At 39.8% G+C, this 22,723-nt stretch carries 17 protein-coding genes; 4 read left to right on the top strand and 13 right to left on the bottom strand.

The genetic code is table 11. From position 1 onward, the window contains the following. Positions 1 to 3: 3 nt before the first annotated feature. From D8847_RS00160 to D8847_RS00185, 6 genes are all read right to left on the bottom strand, one after another. Positions 4 to 3,054, bottom strand: a complete 3,051-nt coding sequence (locus D8847_RS00160; RefSeq protein WP_125840199.1) for a pneumococcal-type histidine triad protein — start codon at positions 3,052 to 3,054, stop codon at positions 4 to 6. Between the two features lie 7 nt (positions 3,055 to 3,061). After that, positions 3,062 to 3,979 carry a metal ABC transporter substrate-binding protein gene (locus tag D8847_RS00165; RefSeq protein ID WP_125840200.1) on the bottom strand — a complete coding sequence of 306 codons (918 nt, stop codon included), beginning with the start codon at positions 3,977 to 3,979 and terminating at the stop codon, positions 3,062 to 3,064. 188 nt (positions 3,980 to 4,167) lie between these two features. Further along, a complete protein-coding gene (locus D8847_RS00170; protein ID WP_125840201.1) occupies positions 4,168 to 6,726 on the bottom strand; it encodes a pneumococcal-type histidine triad protein in 2,559 nt (852 codons plus the stop codon). Between the two features lie 258 nt (positions 6,727 to 6,984). Then, positions 6,985 to 8,718 carry a phosphoenolpyruvate--protein phosphotransferase gene (gene ptsP / locus D8847_RS00175; RefSeq protein WP_007519770.1) on the bottom strand — a complete coding sequence of 578 codons (1,734 nt, stop codon included), beginning with the start codon at positions 8,716 to 8,718 and terminating at the stop codon, positions 6,985 to 6,987. Between the two features lie 5 nt (positions 8,719 to 8,723). Then, on the bottom strand, positions 8,724 to 8,987 hold the full coding sequence (locus D8847_RS00180) for a phosphocarrier protein HPr (protein ID WP_000146948.1): 264 nt from the start codon (positions 8,985 to 8,987) through the stop codon (positions 8,724 to 8,726). Positions 8,988 to 9,275: 288 nt separating this feature from the next. Continuing rightward, positions 9,276 to 10,496, bottom strand: coding sequence for an alpha/beta hydrolase family protein (locus D8847_RS00185; protein WP_125840202.1), 1,221 nt, complete (start codon positions 10,494 to 10,496; stop codon positions 9,276 to 9,278). 775 nt (positions 10,497 to 11,271) lie between these two features. Between D8847_RS00185 and nrdH the strand changes: the two genes are divergently transcribed. The 4 genes from nrdH (at position 11,272) to D8847_RS00205 (ending at position 15,795) form a co-directional block, all read left to right on the top strand. After that, positions 11,272 to 11,490 (top strand): glutaredoxin-like protein NrdH, encoded by a 219-nt coding sequence (gene nrdH / locus D8847_RS00190; RefSeq protein ID WP_000259240.1) that lies wholly within the window; start codon positions 11,272 to 11,274, stop codon positions 11,488 to 11,490. Between the two features lie 81 nt (positions 11,491 to 11,571). After that, the gene (gene nrdE / locus D8847_RS00195) at positions 11,572 to 13,731 is read left to right on the top strand and encodes a class 1b ribonucleoside-diphosphate reductase subunit alpha (RefSeq protein ID WP_125840203.1); all 2,160 of its coding nucleotides are present in this window, start codon (positions 11,572 to 11,574) and stop codon (positions 13,729 to 13,731) included. 194 nt (positions 13,732 to 13,925) lie between these two features. Next, positions 13,926 to 14,888, top strand: coding sequence for a class 1b ribonucleoside-diphosphate reductase subunit beta (nrdF, locus tag D8847_RS00200; protein ID WP_125840204.1), 963 nt, complete (start codon positions 13,926 to 13,928; stop codon positions 14,886 to 14,888). 139 nt (positions 14,889 to 15,027) lie between these two features. Then, a complete protein-coding gene (locus D8847_RS00205; RefSeq protein ID WP_125840205.1) occupies positions 15,028 to 15,795 on the top strand; it encodes a DeoR/GlpR family DNA-binding transcription regulator in 768 nt (255 codons plus the stop codon). A gap of 104 nt (positions 15,796 to 15,899) precedes the next feature. Here the strand turns inward: D8847_RS00205 and D8847_RS00210 are convergent, their stop codons facing one another. The 7 genes from D8847_RS00210 to D8847_RS00240 form a co-directional block, all read right to left on the bottom strand. Continuing rightward, positions 15,900 to 16,157: a DUF3884 family protein gene (locus D8847_RS00210; protein ID WP_125840206.1), complete on the bottom strand. Its 258-nt coding sequence runs from the start codon at positions 16,155 to 16,157 to the stop codon at positions 15,900 to 15,902. A gap of 41 nt (positions 16,158 to 16,198) precedes the next feature. Continuing rightward, positions 16,199 to 17,605: a 6-phospho-beta-galactosidase gene (gene lacG / locus D8847_RS00215; protein ID WP_125840207.1), complete on the bottom strand. Its 1,407-nt coding sequence runs from the start codon at positions 17,603 to 17,605 to the stop codon at positions 16,199 to 16,201. 84 nt (positions 17,606 to 17,689) lie between these two features. Next, positions 17,690 to 19,384, bottom strand: coding sequence for a lactose-specific PTS transporter subunit EIIC (locus D8847_RS00220; protein WP_125840208.1), 1,695 nt, complete (start codon positions 19,382 to 19,384; stop codon positions 17,690 to 17,692). Next, complete coding sequence (locus D8847_RS00225) at positions 19,384 to 19,701, bottom strand: PTS lactose/cellobiose transporter subunit IIA (protein ID WP_125840209.1); 318 nt, start codon at positions 19,699 to 19,701, stop codon at positions 19,384 to 19,386. Before D8847_RS00225 ends, D8847_RS00220 begins: the two co-directional genes overlap by 1 nt. A 35-nt stretch (positions 19,702 to 19,736) precedes the next feature. Further along, entirely contained in the window at positions 19,737 to 20,573 is an 837-nt protein-coding gene (locus D8847_RS00230) for a PRD domain-containing protein (protein ID WP_125840210.1), read from the bottom strand. A 235-nt stretch (positions 20,574 to 20,808) separates the two neighbouring features. Continuing rightward, positions 20,809 to 21,789: a tagatose-bisphosphate aldolase gene (gene lacD / locus D8847_RS00235; RefSeq protein WP_125840211.1), complete on the bottom strand. Its 981-nt coding sequence runs from the start codon at positions 21,787 to 21,789 to the stop codon at positions 20,809 to 20,811. Position 21,790: 1 nt separating this feature from the next. Continuing rightward, positions 21,791 to 22,720: a tagatose-6-phosphate kinase gene (locus tag D8847_RS00240; protein WP_125840212.1), complete on the bottom strand. Its 930-nt coding sequence runs from the start codon at positions 22,718 to 22,720 to the stop codon at positions 21,791 to 21,793. Positions 22,721 to 22,723 lie beyond the last annotated feature (3 nt).

Raw genomic sequence — 22,723 nt, forward strand, 5'->3', positions numbered from 1 at the left:
TTTTTATTCATTTGGTTGAGCACTTGGCTCAGTTTTGCTTTGTGCTTGCTTTTCTGTTGGTTGAGAAGCAGCTGTTTCACTGTCTTTCTCAGACTTAGATTGGCTATCAGTTTTACTTGCTTTTGAACGGAGTTCCTGGTTCAAGCTAATGATTTCTTTAGCTAGAGTGAGGAGACCTTCTTTATCACTGCTTTTGGCTGCAAGTTGATCAAAAAGGGCATCGACACGTTCAAAGTCAGCATCGGATCCTTTGTTATCCTCTAAGTACTTGTGAAGAGAGAGCAAGACATTATAAAGTTTTTGGTAGATGATCACCGTTTGTGGATCCTGTTCTGCTTCTTTTTCCTCTCGTTGGATAGTCGCTGCAATACGATTCAAGAGATCCTCAAGTTGTGTTTTAGCTTCGTCAAGGTCTGCATTTTCCTTTTCAGTAGCCGCTTTGATATTAGCTGCTTCTTCAGCTAGGGATTGTTTGACACCATCTTCTTTGACACGTGCTAGGAGTTGGGCAGCTTTAGTTAGGAGAGCATCCACTTCTTCCTTCTTAACATGGCTAACCCGCTCTTCTGGCATAAAATCACCGTAGAGCTCTTTTAGGAATTCATAGATGGCGGTCTTAGCAGTTTGACTATCTACTTTTTCCGTATCTAGAATAGTCTTACCAGCTTTTGTAGAGACGGGTTCTTCTTTGAGAGCTTCTTCTACTTCTAGCTTAGTTTGGTAAATAGTTGGGAATAACTTGTTCAAGTCGGTTGCTTTGAGGAAAGATTGTGACTGGTAAAGTTCCCATGTCAACTTGGCAACACGGTTCCGAAGTTCTTCTCTCAAACGACCATCAGACACATGTTCGTAGAAGTACTTGATATACTCTACTGTTGTAACTCCTGTCCGATCTCGGAAATCTTGCAAGGCCTGAAGTTTCGCTTCAATGGCAGCCAACTCTGTCTCATCCTGTGCTAGTTTTGCTTCCTGCAAATGTACCAAAAGATCTTTCTTAGGCAAGCCATAAGTGTCCGTATCCAGTGTATTGATCTTATCTACTAGGGCTTGGTACTTCTTATCCAAAGGTGATGTTTCAACTGGTGCCACACTTTGATCCACATGGATATATTGCTTATCAAAGAGATCCAAGGATGCTAGGTATCCAGCAGTTGAGTTAGTCGCCAGTTTTTTCATGTTCTCGATAAATTGACCCAAAGCAAGTTCAACCCGTCTCTGCATGATAGGTTGGTCTTTGTAGAGACTTCTGCTATCTGCTAACAGTTGATCAACTTTAGAAAGAACAGTTTGCTCGTCAAAAGCTCCAGGCTGATAGCTTGATTGTAGGGTAGGAATCTTGTTCTTTAAAGCAACCTCATAGCCCTTGGTCTGAACCTTAATGTAGTGATTGTGATCACCATGTGGAATGACAAAACTACCACTTTCTACCTGTAAACTATAAGGAGACACCCCATCACGTAGGGCAGTCGTATAAAGTTCATTTAGGAAATCCAGTTCTGGATTCCCAGTTTGGAGAGGAATACGAACATGTTCTTTTCGTACTGCATAGGGATGGATATGGGTTGGATCATAGGCTTGATCCGGATTTCCAAAGACAAAGAATCCATTTGAAATACGAATTGCTTCAAGCGGAACCCTGTAGGTCTGTGAGATATACTTGATTTTTTCTTCATCGCTAGCATCTCTTGAGAAACTTTCCACAGTCTTTGCAAGTGGTTGAACGTACTGAGACTGATGATTTTCTTTCAAGTGATCTTGGGCAGCTTTGATTTGAGCTGCAGTCAAGTCCTTCTTAAAGAAATAATGAGCGTGATCTCCGTGAGAAACTACAAACCCTTGCTCACCCTCACTGATGACACGGTCAGCTGCAAAACCATGATCATGTTCTTCACCGTGATGGTGGTCATGCTCCTCTCCATCATGGTCATGATCTTCATGGTTGGTATCCTGACTTCCATGGTCACCGTCTTGGTCATGATGATCTTGTTGAGCTGGATGCTCTGCTGGTTTGCTTGGATTTTCTAAAGGTGTTGGTTTTCCACTGTCGCTAGATAAAGGAATCATACGCGCAATCTTTTCTTCCAAGGCAGAAAGCTTTGTATATGGGATGAAATGATAGTGATTTCCGTGAGGAATCGCCACGCCACTCGGTGTTCTGCTTGAAATCTTAGCAGGGTCAAAAATCAAGCCATCCGATTCCGCATAACGTTGAGTACTTGGAAGAGCATAGAGTTGCTGCAATAGGCTCTGAAGACTCTCAGCTTGATTGCTTGGTGTTTCAGTTCGTTGACTAGGATTAGTTGTTTGACTAGTTCCATTTTGACTTGGACGATAGTCAGTCATGCTCGGTTGTTTTCTAGTTCCAGAGAGGTAGGCTTGCGCAGCAGCTAATTCGCTAGCAGACAAGGAACTCTTTGGAATGTAGTGGTAATGTCCACCGTGAGGTACGATATAAGCATCACCAGTATCTTCTATAATATCAGATGGGTTAAAGATGTAACCATCGTCGGTAGTATAGCGTCCTTGAGATTGAGCAAGCGCCACTGCACTGTTAGAAGTTGGTGCATCATGAGTATGGCCTTGTTTTTGCCGCTCAATTTCGTCCTTCGTACGAATATTATCAGCATGAGCCGTATCTTTAAGGTAGACATAATACTTGCCATCAACCTTGATAATATAACCACCTTTGATTTCGTTGACAATGTCAGCGTCTTTCAGTTGATAATTGGCATCTTTCATCAAAAGCTCTTCGCTGAAAATCGCGTCAAAAGGAACTTTACCATTGTAATAATGGAAATGATCACCGTGTGAAGTCACATAGCCTTGATCGGTGATTTTCACGACAATTTGTTCAGCCTGAATGTCTTCTTTTTTGCTAACTTGATCCGGTGTCTGAGTCTCTGTTTTTTGAGAGTCTTGCTTCCCATCGACATAAGACACACGATTATTATCTTTGTTTCCTTCTACCTGGTGTTGGTTCAATGCATAGATGCAAAGACTCAGGGAAAGGACAAGAGCCGATCCTGCCGCAAGGTACTTTTTCTTAATTTTCATAATCTCCTCATTTTAATTCTTCTGCAAGAACATTCATATTTTCTTCTAGGTTTTCTAAGTAAGTTTTGTCGTTTTCAGGGTCTGCTTCCAAAGGATTGAGTGTCTTTAGACTGACTCCTGTTGATTTGACTAAGGTTTCAGCAACTTTAGAGGAAGCATTGCTCTCAGTAAAAATCGTTTTGACATTATAGGTTTTGATAAATTCTTGGATTTCTGTCAACTGTCTCGGACTTGGCTCTTGTTCAGGGGAAATCCCTGCAATACCAAGTTGTTTCAAACCAAAACGTTTAGCGAGGTAAGAAAAGGCTGTGTGTTGGGTAACAAAGGTCTTTTGACTCGCTTTTTCAAAAATAGGCTGGAATTTCTTAGTCAATTCCTGAGCTTTTTTGATAAAGGCTTGAGCATTTTTCTGGTAAGTCTCTTTGTGCTCGCTATTAACCTCTGAAAGTTTATCAGCGATAATCTGGGCTTCTTCGCCTGCTTTTTCAGGATCTAACCAAGTGTGTGGGTCGTAAAGTGTTTTTTCATCGATGCCGTCGCCAGCTTCTACATCTTCTAGTCCTGGGACGCGGTCCAAAGTCATCCCTTCAGAAGCTTCAAGAACCTTAACTTTAGATTTTTTCAAATTTGGATCCAGACTTCCTGCCCAAGATTCGAGCGTATGAGAATGGTAGACAAAAACATCCGCATCATAAATGGCAGCAATGTCATTTGCTGACGGTTCAAAGGAGTGAATCCCGTTACTTGACTGAATCATCCGAACATCATTCAAGTCACCCGATACCTCTTTGACCATGGCATAGATCGGGTAAAAACTTGTTACAATCTTCATCCCTTTTGCTTCTTGTTTTTCTTTTTGACCACATGCTCCTAAGACAAGAGCCAACACACTGGCCATCAATAATAGTATTGTTCTTTTTTTCATCATTACTCCTTAACTAGTGTTTAACTGATTAATTAACCAGTAAATAGTTTATCTTTATTTACACTATATGTCAAGATATTTTGCACATTTTCATGAAAAAAATGAGAACTAGAACTCACATTCTGCTCTCATTTTTCGTTTTCCCGTTCTCCTATCCTGTTTTTAGAAGTTAGAAAATGCTGCTACCTTTACTTACTTTCCTTTAACAAAGCCAATAGTTTTTCAGCTTCTGCCATAATGGTATTGTTATCCTTAGCACCAAATAGCAGGTTATTTTTTAAGCCAGTGAGAGTTTCTTTGGCATTGGACTTGATAATGGGATCTTGGATCTTTGCAAGTAGCTCTTCAGCCTCTCTCAACTTCGCTTCAACCTTTTCAGTCTCGACCTGAGGTTCTTCTGGTTCCTCTGGTGATTCTTCTTCCGGCTCCTCAGTTGGTTTTGGAGATTCTGGTTTCTCACTTTGAGGCTTCTCTTCGCGTGGCTTTTCTTCCTCAGGTTTGTCTGTCCGAGGTTTCTCCTCTGATGGTTTTTCCGTTTGATTGTTATCAGCTTGACCATTTTGGTTTCTTTGAACATGGTCACTTGCATTGCCCCAACCACTATCTGAATGCGGACGTTCGTTTGGATGTTCGACATAGTACTTGACAGTCGCAAAGAGATCTTCTAGACTATACCCCTTAGGTGCCTCATAAAGTCCTTCGTCAAACCACTCAAATTTGATGTTATGGTAATGATCATAATGAGGAATGATTAAACTACCGTTTTTAACTTCCACGGTATGTTGGAGATTGTAAGGCATACGATCAAGCGGCACCTTCTTAGCTGCTTTCACGCGGTTGTAGATAGCTTCTGCTCCTTTAGCCTCCGTATTTCCTGGATTCTGATGGTCTGTTGAAGGAGGAATCAAACCTTTCTCTTTAGCATAAGCTTGGGCTGCCGCTCTTTCGGCTTCAGACAAACTATCTTTTTTAATCCAATGGCTATGGGTCATATGTGGAGTTACATAGGCATCCCCCTCATCACTGGTGATATCACGAGGATCAAAGATATAGCCATCTTCTGTTGTATACTTGCCTGCCAACTTGGCTACCTGAATCTCATCATCAGTGTAGGCAATTTGCGCATTTGGTTTTCCTAAACGTTCTGGATGACGAATCGGTGCTAGAAAGGCCAAGATATCATCCACCAACTTGACTTTATCACTGCTTTCATCATTTAAACGTTCCAACAGTTTATCCAAAGTGTCAAAATCAGCTTTACGACCTTTATTATCAAGTAAGTCTTGATGAACTCTTGCTAGTAAATCATAAGCCTTATTGTAAAATCCTTGATCACCAGATGGGAGGTTGGTTTTCTTAGCTCCGAGCTTATGAGCTAAACTTTCTTGCTTGGCTAGCTTACTATCAATGGCTGCAGTAGTTTCAGCTGATAATTCCTTGGCAGGAATATAACGAGATGTTCCATTCTCCTCAAATACATAACTATCATCTACTTTTCGAATTGCCTGTTTGACCAATTTTTCGTCAATTGGATTGCTTGGAGATGGTTGAGGATTTGGTGCAGGTTGCGGGCTTGGACTAGGTTCCGGAGTCGGTTGTGGACTTGGTTGTTCTGGTCTTGAATCCGGCACCCTATGGTTCGAACTGTACTGTAGAGGAATAATACGAGCGATTCGTTCTTCCAATTCAGACATCTGTGAATAAGGGATGAAATGGTAATGGTTCCCATGAGGCACAGCAACTCCTCTAGCTGTTCGACTTGTAATCTGTGCTGGGTCGAAGACAAGGCCATCAGATTCTACGTGTCGTTGGCTGAGCGGCAAGGCGTAAAGTTGTTTCAGAAGGCCATCAATATCCTCATCACTCTGACTTGCTTGGTTATCGTCGCTACTGTTGTTAGCTGTGTTCGTGTTCGTATAGCCACTGCCTTGGTGATTATAGCTGTTGCCTTGATTATTATAGGATGGGGTCCATCTATCTATATCACTGCTAGCACTGTTGCCATTGGTACGGCGATAAGTAGGCGTATTTGATTGGCCACTTCTACCAGATAGAAAGGCTTCTGCAGCAGCCAATTCGCTGGCTGATAACTCACTCTTAGGAATGTAGTGGTAATGGTCGCCATGAGGAACGATGTAAGCATCACCAGTATCTTCAATGATATCAGAGGCATTAAAGATGTAGCCATCATCCGTGGTGTAGCGTCCTTGCGAACGTGCCAAGGCTACCGCACCATCGTTTGCTGAGGTTCCTCCTTCACGATGCTGACTATGCTCTTGTTTTTGTCGATTAATTTCTTCTTTCGTACGGACATTATCTGCGTGGGCTGCATCCTTAAGGTAAACATAGTATTTTCCGTCCACCTTGATAACATAACCACCCTTGATTTCACTGATAATATCCTCGTCCTTGAGCTGGTAATTTGGATCCTTCATCAGCAACTCTTCACTGATGATAGCGTCATAAGGGACCTTACCATTGTAATAATGATAGTGGTCGCCATGTGAAGTGACATAGCCTTGGTCTGTTATCTTGATGACGATTTGTTCGGCATTGATGCCTTCTTTTTTACTAACCTCATCAGGAGTTAGATTCTCCGTTTTTTGCGCTGCTTGTTTTCCATCAACGTAAGACACACGATTATTTTCCTTGACTATTCTAGCTTGATACAATCCCAACTCATAAGAACAAACACTTAAAATTAAAGCTGCCGCAGAACCTGCTAGGTATTTTTTATTAATTTTCATCGAAACTCTCTTTCTTTTTGATATTTCTAGTTGCAATTCATTTCTAAATTGCAGAAACTCCTCTCTAAAAGTTAACTGGTTAATAGTTTACTCCTAAATATTCAACTTGTCAAGAATTTTATGAACTAGTTAACGATTTTTTTGTTTTCTACACTGTCTTCTATCTGAACAGTCTGATTTGAGAATCCTATATTGAAAATCAATCACCAAATTTTTAAAACAAAAAATCCCTGCAACTGAGTTGCAAGGACCTTTCAATCAATCAAAGTCAACGTATTCTTTTTGAAGTTCAAGAACTTCTTCCATTGTTGAGCATTCTGTAAGGGCACGGTTTGCGTACTCTTCCATCTTAGCTGTGTCGAGTTTCTTCATCAAGCTACGTGTACGAAGGACAGATGTTGCTGACATAGAGAACTCATCCAAGCCCATTCCGACAAGAAGTGGAACAGCTTTTTGGTCACCAGCCATCTCACCACACATACCTGCCCATTTACCTTCAGCGTGAGCTGCTTTGATAACGTTGTTAATCAAACGTAGGATTGATGGGTTATATGGTTGGTAAAGGTATGAAACTTGCTCATTCATACGGTCTGCTGCCATTGTGTATTGGATCAAGTCGTTTGTACCAATTGAGAAGAAGTCAACTTCTTTAGCAAATTGGTCTGCAAGCATAGCCGCTGCAGGAATCTCGATCATGATACCAACTTGGATATTATCCGCAACTGCAACACCTTCAGCAAGAAGGTTTGCTTTTTCTTCGTCAAAGACTGCTTTCGCTGCACGGAATTCTTTCAAGAGCGCAACCATTGGGAACATGATACGCAATTGACCGTGTACAGACGCACGAAGAAGGGCACGGATTTGAGTGCGGAACATAGCATCTCCAGTTTCAGAGATAGAGATACGAAGGGCACGGAATCCAAGGAATGGGTTCATTTCATGAGGCATATCGAAGTAAGGAAGTTCCTTATCTCCACCGATATCCATTGTACGAACGACAACAGGTTTACCATTCATTCCTTCAAGTACAGCTTTGTATGCTTCATACTGCTCGTCTTCTGTTGGGAAGTCTTGAGAATCCATGTACAAGAACTCTGTACGGTAAAGACCAACAGCTTCAGCACCGTTGGCATTGACACCTTCAACGTCTTTTGGAGTACCGATATTAGCAGCCAATTCAAAGTGTTTACCATCAGCAGTCACCGTTTGAGCATCTTTCAAAAGTGCCCATTCAGCTTTTTGCTTCGCATAAGCTTCACCAGCAGCCTTGAATTCTGCCGCTTGCTCATCAGTTGGGTTGATAATCACTTCACCAGTGATACCGTTAACAGCAAGGATATCACCATCTTTAACAATCTCAGTGATGTTGTTTGTACCTAATACTGCCGCGATTTCAAGTGTACGCGCCATGATAGCTGAGTGGCTTGTACGTCCACCAATGTTGGTTACAAAAGCTTTTACAAAGTTTTTGTCCAATTGAGCTGTATCTGAAGGAGTCAAGTCATGCGCAATCACGATCACTTCTTCATTGATAGAAGCTGGGTTTGGCAATTTCTTACCAAGGAGATTTGCCAATACACGTTTCGTCACGTCGCGGATATCCGCTGCACGTTCTTGCATGTATGGGTTGTCTTCCATGCCTTCAAAAATAGTGATAAACATGTCTGTCACTTCTTTCAGACCTGCTTCTGCATTCACTTTCTTCGCACGGATTGTTTCCTTGATTTGGCTGATCATCTCTGGGTCAGCAAGAACCATTAAGTGAGCGTCAAAAACTTGAGCTGCTTCTTCACCGAGCGTACCTACTGCTTTCTCACGAATAACAGAAAGCTCGTCTTGTGATGCTTTTAGAGCGGCATCAAGGCGAGCTTCTTCTGCGTTTGTATCTTCGACTGTAACAGTCTCAAATGACAAATCCGGTTGAACGAGTAGATATGCTTTTGCAACTGCAACACCGTCTGATGCTGCGATTCCTTTAAGCATTTCTGTCATTTTCCTTATGCCAATCCTTCTTTTTCCATAGTTTCAGTGATTGCAGCGATTGCATCGTCAGCATCTGCACCTTCAGCTGAAATTGTAACATCAGCACCTTGGCCAACACCAAGACTCATAACACCCATGATTGATTTAAGGTTTACTGATTTACCTTTGTACTCAAGAGTGATATCTGAAGCAAATTTGCTAGCTGTTTGAACCAACAATGTTGCTGGACGTGCGTGGATACCTGTTTCTGCCACTACGTGGAAATCTTTAGAAGCCATAGTTTGACTCTCCTTTAATTGTTTCTTATTTGGATTATATGTGATAACCCTTACAAGACTGTATTATATCACCTTCTAGATAATTTTTCAAGTATTTTATGGACTTTTACTGAAAATGAAATTGCTTCTTTTTCTATCATACAGGTACTATGGGAAATTTAGGCACTAATTATTAAAAGAATATTACCTTCAACAGTAGAGAATTTATCCAATTTGCTACTTAAAGTAAAATAAGTTTGTAGCCCCTAACAGTAAAAAGGTAGATATATCTAAGTGGTATAAGTAGAACTAAAACTTTGATTGATTCCATTCAAATAAAGTGTCCAACCAATCAAAAACGACATTATGGGTGAGTCTTAGATTATTGACTTGGCAATGAGCGTCCGCACCGCTTTCGGACTCAAAAACCTGAAGTTTAGTTTGCGGATTTTTAGATTTAAGTGCCTCATAAATTACCTTAGTTTGATGCTGCAGTTCAGCACCCTCACCCTTTCCCATGATAAAAAGGCATGGGCATTGAATTTTTTGATAATCCACAATCTTTGCATGGTTAAATACATCATCAATAGCACTCTTAAAATCAGAAGTACCAAACTGCCATGCATACTTTTTAAGATTTAAATTTGCTGATTCATTCAAATTTCCAGCTAATTTTAAAATGGCATTTATTAACCAACTAGGTGCTTTCAAACTTGATCCAAATTCTTTTCTGAAAAGTTCTGCAACGTCGTAAATAGGGGTACTAGCAATCCAAGCATGAATTCTTGGATCCTTTTCAACAGCTTGTGCGGTAAAATATCCCCCTCCGCTGACACCATAAATGGCTAAATAATTTAGTTTAGGATTTCTATTTTCCAACCAGTCTATGCATAATGAAATTGGAATAGAGGCATCCACATCAAAGACCAGCCCTCTACTAGGATTGCTCCCTTGACCGGGAAGGTCAACCATTAAAACATTATAATTTCGTATCCATCCAGGATATCCTGCAAAGTAAAATAAATCTTCGCGATAAGTATCACCTCCACCAATCATGATTAGCGTTGGGCAATTATCGCCGCTATGAAGATAATAACCAGGCAAGTAAGAACCCTGATAGGGAATAGTTAATTTTTCAATCGGTGCACCTAGTGAATGAATTGCACTAGAAAACACCTTCTCCATTTGACGAACGGTCGATAAATACTCTTCAGAAAATGGATCGGTAAACTGGATTGCCGAGCGAAGTGAGTAGGTCTGTGCAAGATAATACTGCGCCTTTGTTTGTTCACTCAATCCTGAATTACTTGCTGCTTGTTCAAGATAGTTTACATGCGATAAAAATACATTTTTCCAGTCATCAGGCTTTGGTGAATTACCTAACTTTTGAGCAAGATAATAAAGCTCTCCATGAGAGAAACCAAAAATTTCACCGATTCCTAACAACCAATTAAAGAAAAAATCCGTATCCCCATTCTTAAAAAATATTTGAGTTGATTGCCGTTTTAAAATAACATCATTTTCTTTCACCACGCGCCTCCTGATTTGCGTTCTTTCATTTATTAATCCCATTTCCCTAACAACATTATACTATATATATCCACAGTAAGTATAAGTTTCTAAAGTGAATAACTCTATTCTAATAGTTTTTGCATATTCAACATTTATCTAACTCATCTACTGGCTTTTATGTTTTTAAATAGTCTACATACCTAAATATCGTAATCGCTATAAACTCTTTTCATAGCTTCATTTTTAAATTTATACCTATCTATAAGTTCTATGGTCACTACTAGTATACCACATAAATCGAATACTTCCCAAAAATTACAGTCATATACTCTCTATCAAGAATACGAAATTCATAATCTATTTGGATGAATACAGCATAATCTGTCATTCCCACTCTTGTTATATTTTAGATATTCTAATACAAAATATTGGGACATCTAGTGTAGAAAATTTCTTTTTTCGTAAATATCACAGTTTCTGTTTTGTCAAAGCATTGTCTCAGCTAGACTTATTCCTGTTCTTACGATTTTTGCTATTTTCTTCGTTTTCCTTTCTGATAACTTGCTGAAAATCTTCTATTTATATTGCCAATATACAGTATGTAGTTTTTTTATTTTGAGAAACTTTGACAGTTCAACGGAAATCAGAATTTATGTTTTCAAAAACACTATATCTTGTGTTTTAATTTCAAAACCGTAACTTTTTAGCACAAGATTTAGTTTAAAAAGTTTGACAAAGTTTTTTTTTCTGATATACTAAGAAAGTAATCTATTTTGAAAGAGGAGTTACGAAAATGGTAACCGTTTATTCTAAAAATAACTGTGTCCAATGTAAGATGACCAAACGTTTCTTGGACAGCAACAATGTCGCTTATCGTGAGATCAATCTCGACGAGCAACCTGAGTACATCGATCAAGTTAAAGAGCTCGGTTTCAGCGCTGCTCCTGTTATCCAAACACCAACTGAAGTCTTTTCAGGTTTCCAACCAGGAAAACTGAAACAATTAGCATAATCTTAGTACATCATCCAGAAGAAACTTGCTTCTAGGGCTAACTTAGAGGCCTTTCTTTTGTAATTAGATAAAGGAAATTTTATGGGATTAAAACATCTTGAGGACGTAACTTACTTCCGTCTCAATAACGAAATCAACCGTCCTGTTAATGGACAAATCATGCTTCATAAAGATAAGGAAGCCTTGGATGCCTTCTTTAAAGAAAATGTGGTTCCAAATACCATGGTTTTTGATTCAATCACTGATAAAATCAACTACCTCATTGAACACAACTACATCGAAACTGCATTTCTCAAGAAATACCGTCCAGAGTTTTTGGAAGAATTGCATCAATTTATCAAGGACCAAAACTTCCAATTCAAATCATTCATGGCTGCCTATAAGTTTTACAATCAATATGCCTTGAAGACTAATGACGGTGAATACTACCTTGAAAGCATGGAAGACCGTGTCTTCTTTAATGCACTTTACTTTGCTGACGGGGATGAAGCGATCGCGACTGATATTGCCAATGAAATCATCCACCAACGCTACCAACCAGCTACTCCTTCCTTTTTGAACGCAGGCCGTGCTCGTCGTGGGGAATTGGTCTCTTGTTTCTTGATTCAAGTAACTGATGACATGAACTCTATCGGACGTTCTATCAACTCTGCTCTTCAACTTTCACGTATCGGTGGTGGTGTGGGAATTTCCCTCAGCAACCTTCGTGAAGCTGGAGCTCCTATCAAAGGTTATGAAGGTGCTGCTTCTGGTGTCGTACCAGTTATGAAGCTTTTTGAAGACAGCTTCTCTTACTCCAACCAACTTGGGCAACGTCAAGGTGCCGGGGTTGTCTACCTCAACGTCTTTCACCCAGATATCATCGCTTTCCTTTCAACTAAGAAAGAAAATGCTGATGAAAAAGTTCGTGTAAAGACTCTTTCACTTGGTGTTGTAGTACCCGATAAATTCTACGAATTGGCTCGTAAAAATGAAGAAATGTATCTCTTTAGCCCTTACTCTGTAGAGCTTGAATACGGTGTGCCATTCAACTACATCGACATCACTGAAAAATACGATGAATTGGTCTCAAATCCAAACATTCGCAAGACAAAAATCAAGGCGCGTGATTTGGAAACAGAAATCTCTAAATTACAACAAGAGTCTGGTTACCCTTATGTAGTCAACATTGATACAGCCAACCGTGCTAATCCAGTAGATGGTAAGATTATCATGAGTAACTTGTGTTCTGAGATTCTTCAAGTTCAAGAACCAAGCTTGATCAACGATGCTCAAGAATTCCTTCAAATGGGAACAGACGTTTCATGTAACCTTGGTTCAACCAACGTAGTCAACATGATGACTTCACCTGACTTTGGTCGTTCTATCCGCGCTATGGTTCGTGCCCTTACTTTCGTTACAGATAGTTCGCATATCGTAGCTGTCCCTACTATCGACCACGGAAACAGTTTGGCTCACACCTTTGGTCTTGGTGCTATGGGACTTCATAGCTACCTTGCCCAACAACTGATTGAGTACGGATCACCTGAGTCAATTGAATTTACAAGCATCTACTTTATGCTTATGAACTACTGGACCTTGGTGGAATCAAATAATATCGCCCGTGAACGTGGCATCACCTTCCACAACTTTGAAAAATCAGACTATGCTAACGGAAGCTACTTTGATAAGTATGTGACAGGTGAGTTTGTTCCAAAATCAGACCGTGTCAAAGAACTCTTTAAAGATGTCTTTATTCCAAGCGCTGCTGACTGGGCTGAACTTCGCGAAAAAGTTCAAGCAGATGGTCTTTATCACCAAAACCGTCTAGCTGTTGCTCCAAATGGTTCTATCAGCTACATCAACGACGTTTCTGCTTCTATCCACCCGATTACGCAACGTATCGAAGAACGTCAAGAAAAGAAAATTGGTAAAATCTACTATCCTGCTGCAGGTTTGTCAACAGATACTATCCCTTACTACACTTCTGCTTATGACATGGATATGCGTAAAGTGATTGATGTTTACGCTGCTGCGACTGAGCACGTGGACCAAGGACTTTCACTCACTCTCTTCATGCGTAGTGACATTCCAAAAGGTCTTTACGAATGGAAGAAAGAAAACAAACAAACGACACGTGACTTGTCTATCCTTCGTAACTATGCCTTTAACAAGGGTATCAAGTCTATCTACTACGTCCGTACCTTTACAGACGACGGTGGGGAAGTTGGTGCTAACCAATGTGAAAGCTGTGTGATTTAATTTTTATCTGAGGCAACCACATTTTCTCAGACTACTGATTAAATTACCCGCCAGACAAAACTTGATAAGTATCTTAAATACTATGAAAAACTAAAAAGTCGGTCTTCCGACTTTTTGTGCGATACTCTTCTCAGACTATGATAAAATAGAGATGATTCGACAATCGCATTATTACATACAGAAAGAGATTTCAAATGGAAACTTACTACAAAGCCATTAACTGGAATGCCATCGAAGATGTCATCGACAAATCAACTTGGGAAAAGCTGACAGAGCAATTCTGGCTCGACACTCGTATCCCCTTGTCAAATGACCTAGACGACTGGAGAAAACTATCAAACAAAGAAAAAGACTTGGTAGGAAAAGTCTTTGGTGGTTTGACCCTTTTGGATACCATGCAATCAGAAACCGGTGTTCAGGCGCTTCGCGCAGACATCCGTACACCACATGAGGAAGCTGTTTTCAACAACATCCAGTTTATGGAATCTGTCCACGCAAAATCTTATTCTTCTATCTTTTCGACCTTGAATACCAAGGCTGAAATTGAAGAAATCTTTGAATGGACCAACACTAATCCCTACCTTCAGAGAAAAGCTGAAATTATCAATGAAATCTATCTCAATGGTAACCCACTAGAAAAGAAAGTTGCCAGCGTTTTCCTTGAAACCTTCCTCTTCTACTCTGGTTTCTTTACACCGCTTTACTATCTCGGTAACAACAAACTGGCTAACGTTGCAGAAATCATCAAACTGATCATCCGTGATGAATCTGTTCATGGAACTTATATTGGTTACAAATTCCAACTTGGTTTCAACGAATTGCCTGAAGAAGAGCAAGAAAAGCTCAAAGAATGGATGTACGACCTGCTCTACACTCTCTACGAGAACGAAGAGGGCTATACAGAAAGCCTCTATGACGGTGTTGGTTGGACCGAAGAAGTTAAAACCTTCCTTCGTTACAATGCCAATAAGGCCCTTATGAACCTAGGACAAGATCCACTCTTCCCAGATTCAGCTGATGATGTCAATCCTATCGTCATGAACGGAATCTCAACAGGAACTTCTAACCACGACTTCTTCTCTCAAGTCGGAAATGGTTACCTTCTTGGTGAAGTTGAAGCCATGCAAGATGATGACTACAACTACGGTTTAGACTAATTTGACCAATCATTCAAAATATCATGGTCTGTTTAAAACAGCCATGATATTTTTGTTTTTGTTTTATTTTGTTTTTTTCTATTTGATTGATTGAGCGTTTTATGGTAAGATAATAATAGTAGAAATCGAGGTGATAAGGATGCTAAAGCAAGAAAAACTAGATAGTATTCTAGAAGCAGTAAACACAAAAGGCACTATTACTGTAAAAGAGATTATGGAGAGTCTTGATGTGTCAGATATGACAGCTCGCCGATATTTACAAGAACTAGCAGACAAGGATTTGCTGGTTCGTGTGCATGGTGGCGCTGAAAAACTTCGTACAGGTTCTCTCTTAAACAACGAACGCTCAAATGTTGAAAAACAAGGCTTGCAGATTGCTGAAAAACAAGAAATTAGCCGTTTTGCCGGTCATTTGATTGACGAAGGTGAAACCATTTTTATCGGACCAGGAACAACCTTAGAATGTTTTGCTCGTGAGCTCCCTATCGATAACATTCGTGTTGTAACAAACAGTCTTCCTGTTTTTCTCATCCTAAACGAACGAAAACTAACAGATTTGATCTTGATTGGCGGAAATTATCGCTCTATCACTGGTGCTTTTGTAGGGACACTTACCTTACAGGATTTGACCAATCTTCAGTTCTCTAAGGCATTTGTTAGCTGTAATGGTATTAAGGACAAGGCAATTGCTACTTTCAGTGAGGAAGAGGGTGAGGTACAACGAATCGCCTTGAACAATGCCAATAAAAAATACTTACTGGCAGACCACAGTAAGTTTAATAAGTTTGATTTTTACACTTTCTACAATATCTCAGAAATTGATACCATCGTTTCAGATTCCAAACTGAGTCAGGAGACATTTGAAGAACTGTCGAAACAAACAAAAATTATTCTTTCTAAACCATAAAACTGAGGATTGATAAAATATAAAATGCGTCATATCAAGAAAATAAGAATCTTGATATGACGCATTTTTTGATGAAGATTTTTACAAAGAGTTTCCTAGATTCTTTATGATTGTTGAAACGGCATAAAATCTGAATCAAAGGAGATATTATCCCGTTCTTCAGGACGAATAAAATTTAAAAAAATATTTTTAAATTCTTCCAGCTCATAGTCTGAATGGCAAATCCATTCTTTACCGGTAGAGACATACCATTTCCCAAGATTTTTCAGCTCCTCATTAGTCAAACAAGGTATTTGAGAACATTTATCAAAATTGATAATATAAACTTTTTCATAAATTGATTGGATAAAATCTTTGAACATCTTTTGCCTCACTAGAATTCTATATCTAATTACTAATTCTACTAGTCTATAATCTGACTTTCCGCTACTTTCTTGTACCAGTGAGCTGATTTCTTAGGATAACGTTCTTGAGTTTCAAAGTCTACATAGAAGAGACCGTAACGTTTTTCATAACCATTTGACCAAGAAAAGACATCCATCAGCGACCAGATAAAGTAGCCTTTGACATTGGCTCCATCAGAGATTGCATCTGCAATCACTTCCATATGTTTCTTAACATAATCAATCCGTCCATCATCATAAACTGTCCCATCCACAAACTCATCTTTGTATCCAAGACCATTCTCAGTGATGTAGATTTTCTTGTAATTTGGGTAATCTTTCTTCACGCGCATGATTTGATCATACAAACCTTGAGGATAGATAATCCAGTCCCAGTCCGTACGTGGCACATAATCTGGAGCTACACGGCGTCCGACTCCCTTAATCTGATACTTAGAGCTTCCTTTTTCACCCTTACCGTTATGAATGATTTCTGTTTCGCCATCAAAGGCTTGCATCCAATCACTCATGTAGTAGTTAATTCCAAGGAAGTCATTCAGGTCTTTTGCAGCTTCTAGCACAGCGAAGTCTTCTTCACGCAGATCTAAACTTCCACCATTGACTGCTAAGATATGGTTGACACCTTCCATGGTTTCTTCAGAATATCGTCCTAGATAAGTCGCGTCTAGGATAAACTTGTTATGGATAATATCTTCTAACTCGGCTGCACGAACATCTGCTGGATTATCTGGATTCAGAGGATACTTGGTAGGCAGGGCATGAACCACACCAATTTCCCCCTTATATCCCTTATCCTTGAAAAGTTTTACTGCACGCGCATGCGACACCATCATATTGTGATGAGATTGGAAGACTTTGGCAAGGTCGTACTGAATACCTGGAGGGAATTTCCCAACCAAATACTGGCCATCTCCTATCGGTCCAATTTCATTAAAGGTCGTCCAAAAGTTAACTTCAGGAAATTCTTCAAAACAAAAGGCTGCATAATCCACAAAGTGATCAATATTTTCTCTATTCAGGAAATCTCCGTTTGAATGAAGTGCTTCTGGCGTGTCAAAGTGATGAAGAGTCACGAAGGGCTCAACATGCCGTTTGTGGCACTCTGCAAATAGATTATGATAGAACTCAACCCCCTTGTCATTAACCTTCCCATAACCCGTTGGAAAGATACGTGACCAAGCGATTGAAATACGGATACCATTGACACCATACTCTTCTGCAAGTTTGAGGTCAACTGGGTATTTGTGATAGAAATCACTGGCTGGTTCAGCAGTGTACCAGTAGTTATCTTTGAGGTATTTGTCCCAGGCGACTGGCCCTTTACCATCAGTATGTGTAGCACCTTCTGCTTGGTAGGCTGCTGTTGCTCCGCCAAAAATAAAGTCTTTTGGAAGTGTTTTTGTCATTTGATTCACCTTTCAAGAAATAAAAATGAGATGGGGGTATAGTTGGGAGGAGTTCCTCCATCTCACTTCTTCGCTATTTACATTTTATTCTTCGAACTGCGCTTGAACAAAGGCAAGAGCGCCTTTTCCATCGCGAGTCAATTTAATGTATTGGCCACCTTCTGTCTTAGCAAGTTTGATACCAAGTTTGTCGGTTTCGGCCTTCATGTCTTCAAAGTTTGAAGCAACTTGAGGAGCAAGGATAACCAGATCAAACTCAGGCAACATTTCACGGTGAGCACCATAGCCACCAGCTGCTGCCTTGACAGGAACTTTATATTCTTCCGCTGCTTTATTTAAAGCATTTGCAAGGAGACCACTTGTACCTCCTCCTGCACAGAGAACGAGAACATTTGTTTCTTCTGTGATTGTGTTTTGCGCTGCTTCTACACCTGCTTTTTCAAGAATCGCATCTGCTTTGGCAGTATTGAAGTTTGCTGCTACTTTTTCTTTCAATTCATCATTGGCTTTACCTGAACGCTCTTCTTCAAGAATTTGTTCATCATAAACCTTGAGGAATGGATAGTAGATGGCTACGTCAACAAGAATTAACAAAGCAGCAAGTACAAATGACAAGAATTGGAAGTTTGTACCGAGAACAATACCGAGCGGACCTGGTGTTGTCCAAGGAAGGTTGGCAGTAAATGAGTTCATGCCAAGCGTCTCAATGAAGAATTTAAAGATCCATACGTTAGCAATTGGCGCAAAGATGAATGGAATAAAGAAAATCGGGTTCAATACAAGCGGTGCACCAAACAAGATTGGTTCATTTACACCAAAGAAAGTTGGAACTACTGAAGCACGTCCGATTGCACGGTTACGTTTTGATTTTGTTAACCACATGAACATGAATGGAACAACCAGTGTTGCACCCGTACCACCCATGGTAACGATAAACATTTGTGTACCAGAAGTAAGAATCTTATCTGCATGCATCCCTTGTTGGAGAAGGTTCAAGTTGACTTCGGCATTTGCATAGGTAATAGCTGCGATTGCAGGCTCGACAATGGAAGGACCGTGGATACCCACAAACCAGAAGAAGGCAAAGGCCCCAAAGATAATGGTAATACCTAGATAACCATCAGCAGCAGAGAATAATGGTGCAAAGAATTTACCGATTGATTCAGCTACACTGGCTCCAACAAAATGACGAGCTAGTAAATCAAGAGCATAAAGAGAAACAACAGATAGAGTGAATGGAATCACATCTTTAAAGACTTGTGAAATATTTGGTGGAACTTCGTCAGGCATACGAATGGTAACGTTGTTCTTAACACAAACCTTATAGATGGCTACAGTAACAAAGGCAGCAAGGAATGCCGAAAGCAACCCTTTTGTCCCCAAGAATCCAGTAGCTAGGCCATTTTCGATAGGATCAGCTGCCAACATCAACAAACCAACAATCGCTGCCAACAGTGTTGACATATAATTGATTTGATTGGTTTTTTCCATGCTACGGTTAACTGAGTCGGTCAATGACTTAGCTGTTGTACCAGCTACCAAGAGAGCCAGAATCCCCATTGAATAGCTATAAGGTTTCATGAGGAGATTAACAACATCATCAGACCATTTAAAGCCCCATGAGTTAGGAACAAAAGCAATCAAGATAAAGATACTTGAGAAGAGAATAACAGGCATACCTGCAATGAAACCATCACGAATAGCACGAAGATAGATATTACGAGATAGTTTCTCAAAGAAAGGCTTTCCTTTCTCGATAAAAGCAATTAGTTTGTTCATTACTTAACTCCTCTCTTGTAGAGTTCGATTAAATGGTGCATCAAATCTTTTAACAAGACAGTTGTCATCAAGTGGTCTTGGCCATGCATCATGGTTACACTATAAGCTAAGTCCTCACCTGAAGCTTCCTTAGTTAATAGACTTGTTTGCGCGTGGTGTGCCTCCGCGATGCAACCACCCGCTTCCTCCACGAGAGTATCAGCTTTCGCAAAATCGCCAGCTTCAGCAGCCTTCAAGGCTTCCAATAGTTTTGAACGAGCATCGCCAGCATAGGCTACGATTTCAAAACCTAACAATGTTACTTCTTCTCTATTCATGATAGAATTCTCCTTATGTATTTTTAATTAAATTTTTATGACAATAAACGTTGGATATGTAGAACTAGATAAACTCGCTCACTCTTATACAAATCAAGACCCGTATGTTGTGTAATCACATCATAGATTTTGGAACCAATCTCGAACGCTTTTGGATAGGATTGTTTAATATGATCTTCCATATCCAGAAGTGATTGGTTATCATCTCTGGAACGGTCTAAATAATCCAAGAAATAATTCAAATGAATCATAAAGCGATCATAGAAATGGTTATTCTTTTTGGTTCGTTGAATAGCGTAACTTTTCAGCACTTCTTCGACATTCCTGAGAATTTCTTTCCTCTTATCAATCGACTCAACAACTTCCACTTCATTCTCACCTTCGGCATTGATGAAATGATAAGCAATCCGAATAATTTCGTCCTCAGGAAAATGATCCGCTAGTTTCTGACGGTAAATTTCAAATGCTTCATTTGCAATTTTAAAAGCTACAGGATACTTGGCAGAAATATCTGGTAGATTGCTATCCTTGTACCTTCCTTGTGTTAGGGCTTGATAGGAACAGTGAATATGATCTGTCAAGGTTACGTAGAGATACTCTTGAATCGGATAATGATATTTCTTAGAAAGCTTATCAATAATCTCATAGGTCACTGTGATAAAATCAAGCGGAACATCTTTGAGGAGAGCAATAAAGTTTTCTCTTGACTCTTCGGTCTTCATCCGAAAGATTTTCTCAACCTGATTTTCAGCAATCAAATCCCCCTTCTTCTTTCCGAATGCAATCCCCTTACCAATTACAATCACCTCTTCTCCTTTATCATTTCTGACAAGTGAAACATTGTGATTCATTGGATTTAGAATTCGATACATGTCAACCTCCTTTTATATCTTAAAGGTATATGAGTACAAAAAATGACCACAAATGAGATTAGAAAATCTACTATTTTCTAATTCATCTGTGATCATGCCTAATATTACTTAGTAACACTCACCTTGTATTAACTTGTGATTTAAGTATAGCACAAGTAAGTTATTTTGTAAACCTTTACATATAACTTTTTTAAAAATTTTTTTAGATTCATGTTCCTAAACTAGGAGGAAGATTTTACACACGTTCAGTCCATGAAGTCGCTGTAGTTTTGAGAACTTTGTTGAGTTCGTCAATGTTTTCAAATCCAGTTGTGCGTAGCCATTCGCGAGCTGCTGCTTCACCATCTTTGATGTAAGCTTCAACTGATCCGGCCCATGTAGCACGGCCACAAAGAACACCATTGAAGTTTGCACCTGATTCATGGGCAAATACAAGAGTATCTTGGAAGAGTTTAGCTGATACACCAGCACTCAAGTAGATGTATGGCAAGTTAGTTGCTTCATCTTGTGCTTTAAAGAAGGCTGCTGCTTCTTCACGAGTATGCACGATTTCACCATCGCCAAAACCTTCAACGTATTTGACATTGACTGGAACTTCCACTTTCAAGACATCGATGTTGAAGCGTGAGTCTGAGAAGACTTTCATAGCATCGATAACCTTGTGTGGTTTTACTTTTGCGTATTCAGCAGAGCCAGCGTCAGCGATTTTTTCATCGTAAGCGAGGATTTCAAGGAAGAATGGAATATCTTCCGCCACACACTCAGAACCAATGCGTTCGATGTAGGCTTGTTTTTCTTGATTGAGTTCGTCAGAACTGTCTACGTCATAGTAAAGCAAGAATTTGACAGCATCCGCACCTTGTTCTTTGATGCGTTTGGCAGACCAAACATCCAAACAGTCAGGCAAGCGTTTGGTACTTGTTGTGTCGTAGCCAGTTTTTTCATAAGCAAGGAGAAGACCAGCATTTGGTGCAAGAGCTTTTGTAGCTGGAAGTCCATACTCAGGGTCGAGAAGCATAGAGGATGCGTATTTTGTCAATTCATCTGCAACCAATACTTTAAGTTCTTCCATTTGAGCCACTGTTGGCTCTTCTGTTTGGTATTGGGCCATGAGGCGTTTCAAAGCGCCACGTTGGTCAAAGGCAAGAGCTGAGATAATGCCATTTTCATCTGAAAGTTTTTCTAAGCGTGCACGTTTTTGTTCTGTTAAAGCCATTTTATACCTCTTTTACTATTAATTGATCATATAGAGCTTGATAGTTGGCCATATTGACATGACCTGTCATTTTTTCTTGAGCATTGAGCATACCAAGGACATTTGCCTTGATGAGGAGTTCTTGATCAGTTTCCTTATGAAGAAGTCCTGATGAAATCCCTGCAACAGTAGAATCTCCAGATCCAACAGGGTTCACTACCTGAATTCTTGGAATATCTACCTTGTAGAAAGTGTCACCATGTTTTGCAAAAGCACCATTTGCACCAAGCGAAACGATTATCCACTCAGTTCCTGCAAATAGTGGCTCTTGAAGAACTTCTTTTAATTCATCCAAATCCTCAGAAACTTCTTTCCCAAGAAGCTGAGACAATTCTTCGTTATTTGGTTTAATAACTGTTGGTTTATGTGGTGATTCAAGAACCGCCTGAAGGGCAGCACCTGAGCAATCCAGAACAACTGGTTTCCCTGCTTGATTAGCAAGCTCTACCAATCTCGCATAATAATCAATTGGAAGGCCTGCTGGCAGACTACCAGAGATAGCAACTACTTCTACAGTATTAAGAAGTTCTTTGAAATAAGCCAAGAAATCTTGTCCTTCTTTTTCTTGAACCTCAGGACCTTTTTCAAGAATTTCAGTTTGATTGTCTCCGTGAAGAATAGCGATACAGTTACGTGTTTCACCTTGGATAGAGAAGAAACGTTTCGTTACTTTATCGTCAATATGCTCTACTAAAAACTCTCCAAGTTTACCACCGACCAAACCAGTAGCAGCAACAGAATCACCAAATTCTGAAAGAACTCGTGTAACATTGAGACCTTTACCACCAGCTGTCTTGGTCACGTCCACCACACGGTTGACAGTGTCAATTTTTAATTCATCCAAAGGATAAGAAATATCAATGGATGGATTCATTGTGACTGTTAAAATCATGCG

The organism is Streptococcus mitis, assembly GCF_003942795.1.
Taxonomy (GTDB): Bacteria; Bacillota; Bacilli; order Lactobacillales; family Streptococcaceae; genus Streptococcus; species Streptococcus mitis_BJ.

Coding starts and splice junctions, on each gene's coding strand:
- D8847_RS00165 (WP_125840200.1), bottom strand. CDS start 3,979: ATGAAAAAAAGAACAATACTATTATTGATGGCCAGTGTGTTGGCTCTT.
- nrdF (WP_125840204.1), top strand. CDS start 13,926: ATGGAAACTTACTACAAAGCCATTAACTGGAATGCCATCGAAGATGTC.
- D8847_RS00160 (WP_125840199.1), bottom strand. CDS start 3,054: ATGAAAATTAAGAAAAAGTACCTTGCGGCAGGATCGGCTCTTGTCCTT.
- nrdH (WP_000259240.1), top strand. CDS start 11,272: ATGGTAACCGTTTATTCTAAAAATAACTGTGTCCAATGTAAGATGACC.
- D8847_RS00170 (WP_125840201.1), bottom strand. CDS start 6,726: ATGAAAATTAATAAAAAATACCTAGCAGGTTCTGCGGCAGCTTTAATT.
- D8847_RS00230 (WP_125840210.1), bottom strand. CDS start 20,573: ATGTATCGAATTCTAAATCCAATGAATCACAATGTTTCACTTGTCAGA.
- D8847_RS00180 (WP_000146948.1), bottom strand. CDS start 8,987: ATGGCTTCTAAAGATTTCCACGTAGTGGCAGAAACAGGTATCCACGCA.
- nrdE (WP_125840203.1), top strand. CDS start 11,572: ATGGGATTAAAACATCTTGAGGACGTAACTTACTTCCGTCTCAATAAC.
- D8847_RS00210 (WP_125840206.1), bottom strand. CDS start 16,157: ATGTTCAAAGATTTTATCCAATCAATTTATGAAAAAGTTTATATTATC.
- ptsP (WP_007519770.1), bottom strand. CDS start 8,718: ATGACAGAAATGCTTAAAGGAATCGCAGCATCAGACGGTGTTGCAGTT.
- D8847_RS00220 (WP_125840208.1), bottom strand. CDS start 19,384: ATGAACAAACTAATTGCTTTTATCGAGAAAGGAAAGCCTTTCTTTGAG.
- D8847_RS00240 (WP_125840212.1), bottom strand. CDS start 22,720: ATGATTTTAACAGTCACAATGAATCCATCCATTGATATTTCTTATCCT.
- lacD (WP_125840211.1), bottom strand. CDS start 21,789: ATGGCTTTAACAGAACAAAAACGTGCACGCTTAGAAAAACTTTCAGAT.
- D8847_RS00205 (WP_125840205.1), top strand. CDS start 15,028: ATGCTAAAGCAAGAAAAACTAGATAGTATTCTAGAAGCAGTAAACACA.
- D8847_RS00225 (WP_125840209.1), bottom strand. CDS start 19,701: ATGAATAGAGAAGAAGTAACATTGTTAGGTTTTGAAATCGTAGCCTAT.
- lacG (WP_125840207.1), bottom strand. CDS start 17,605: ATGACAAAAACACTTCCAAAAGACTTTATTTTTGGCGGAGCAACAGCA.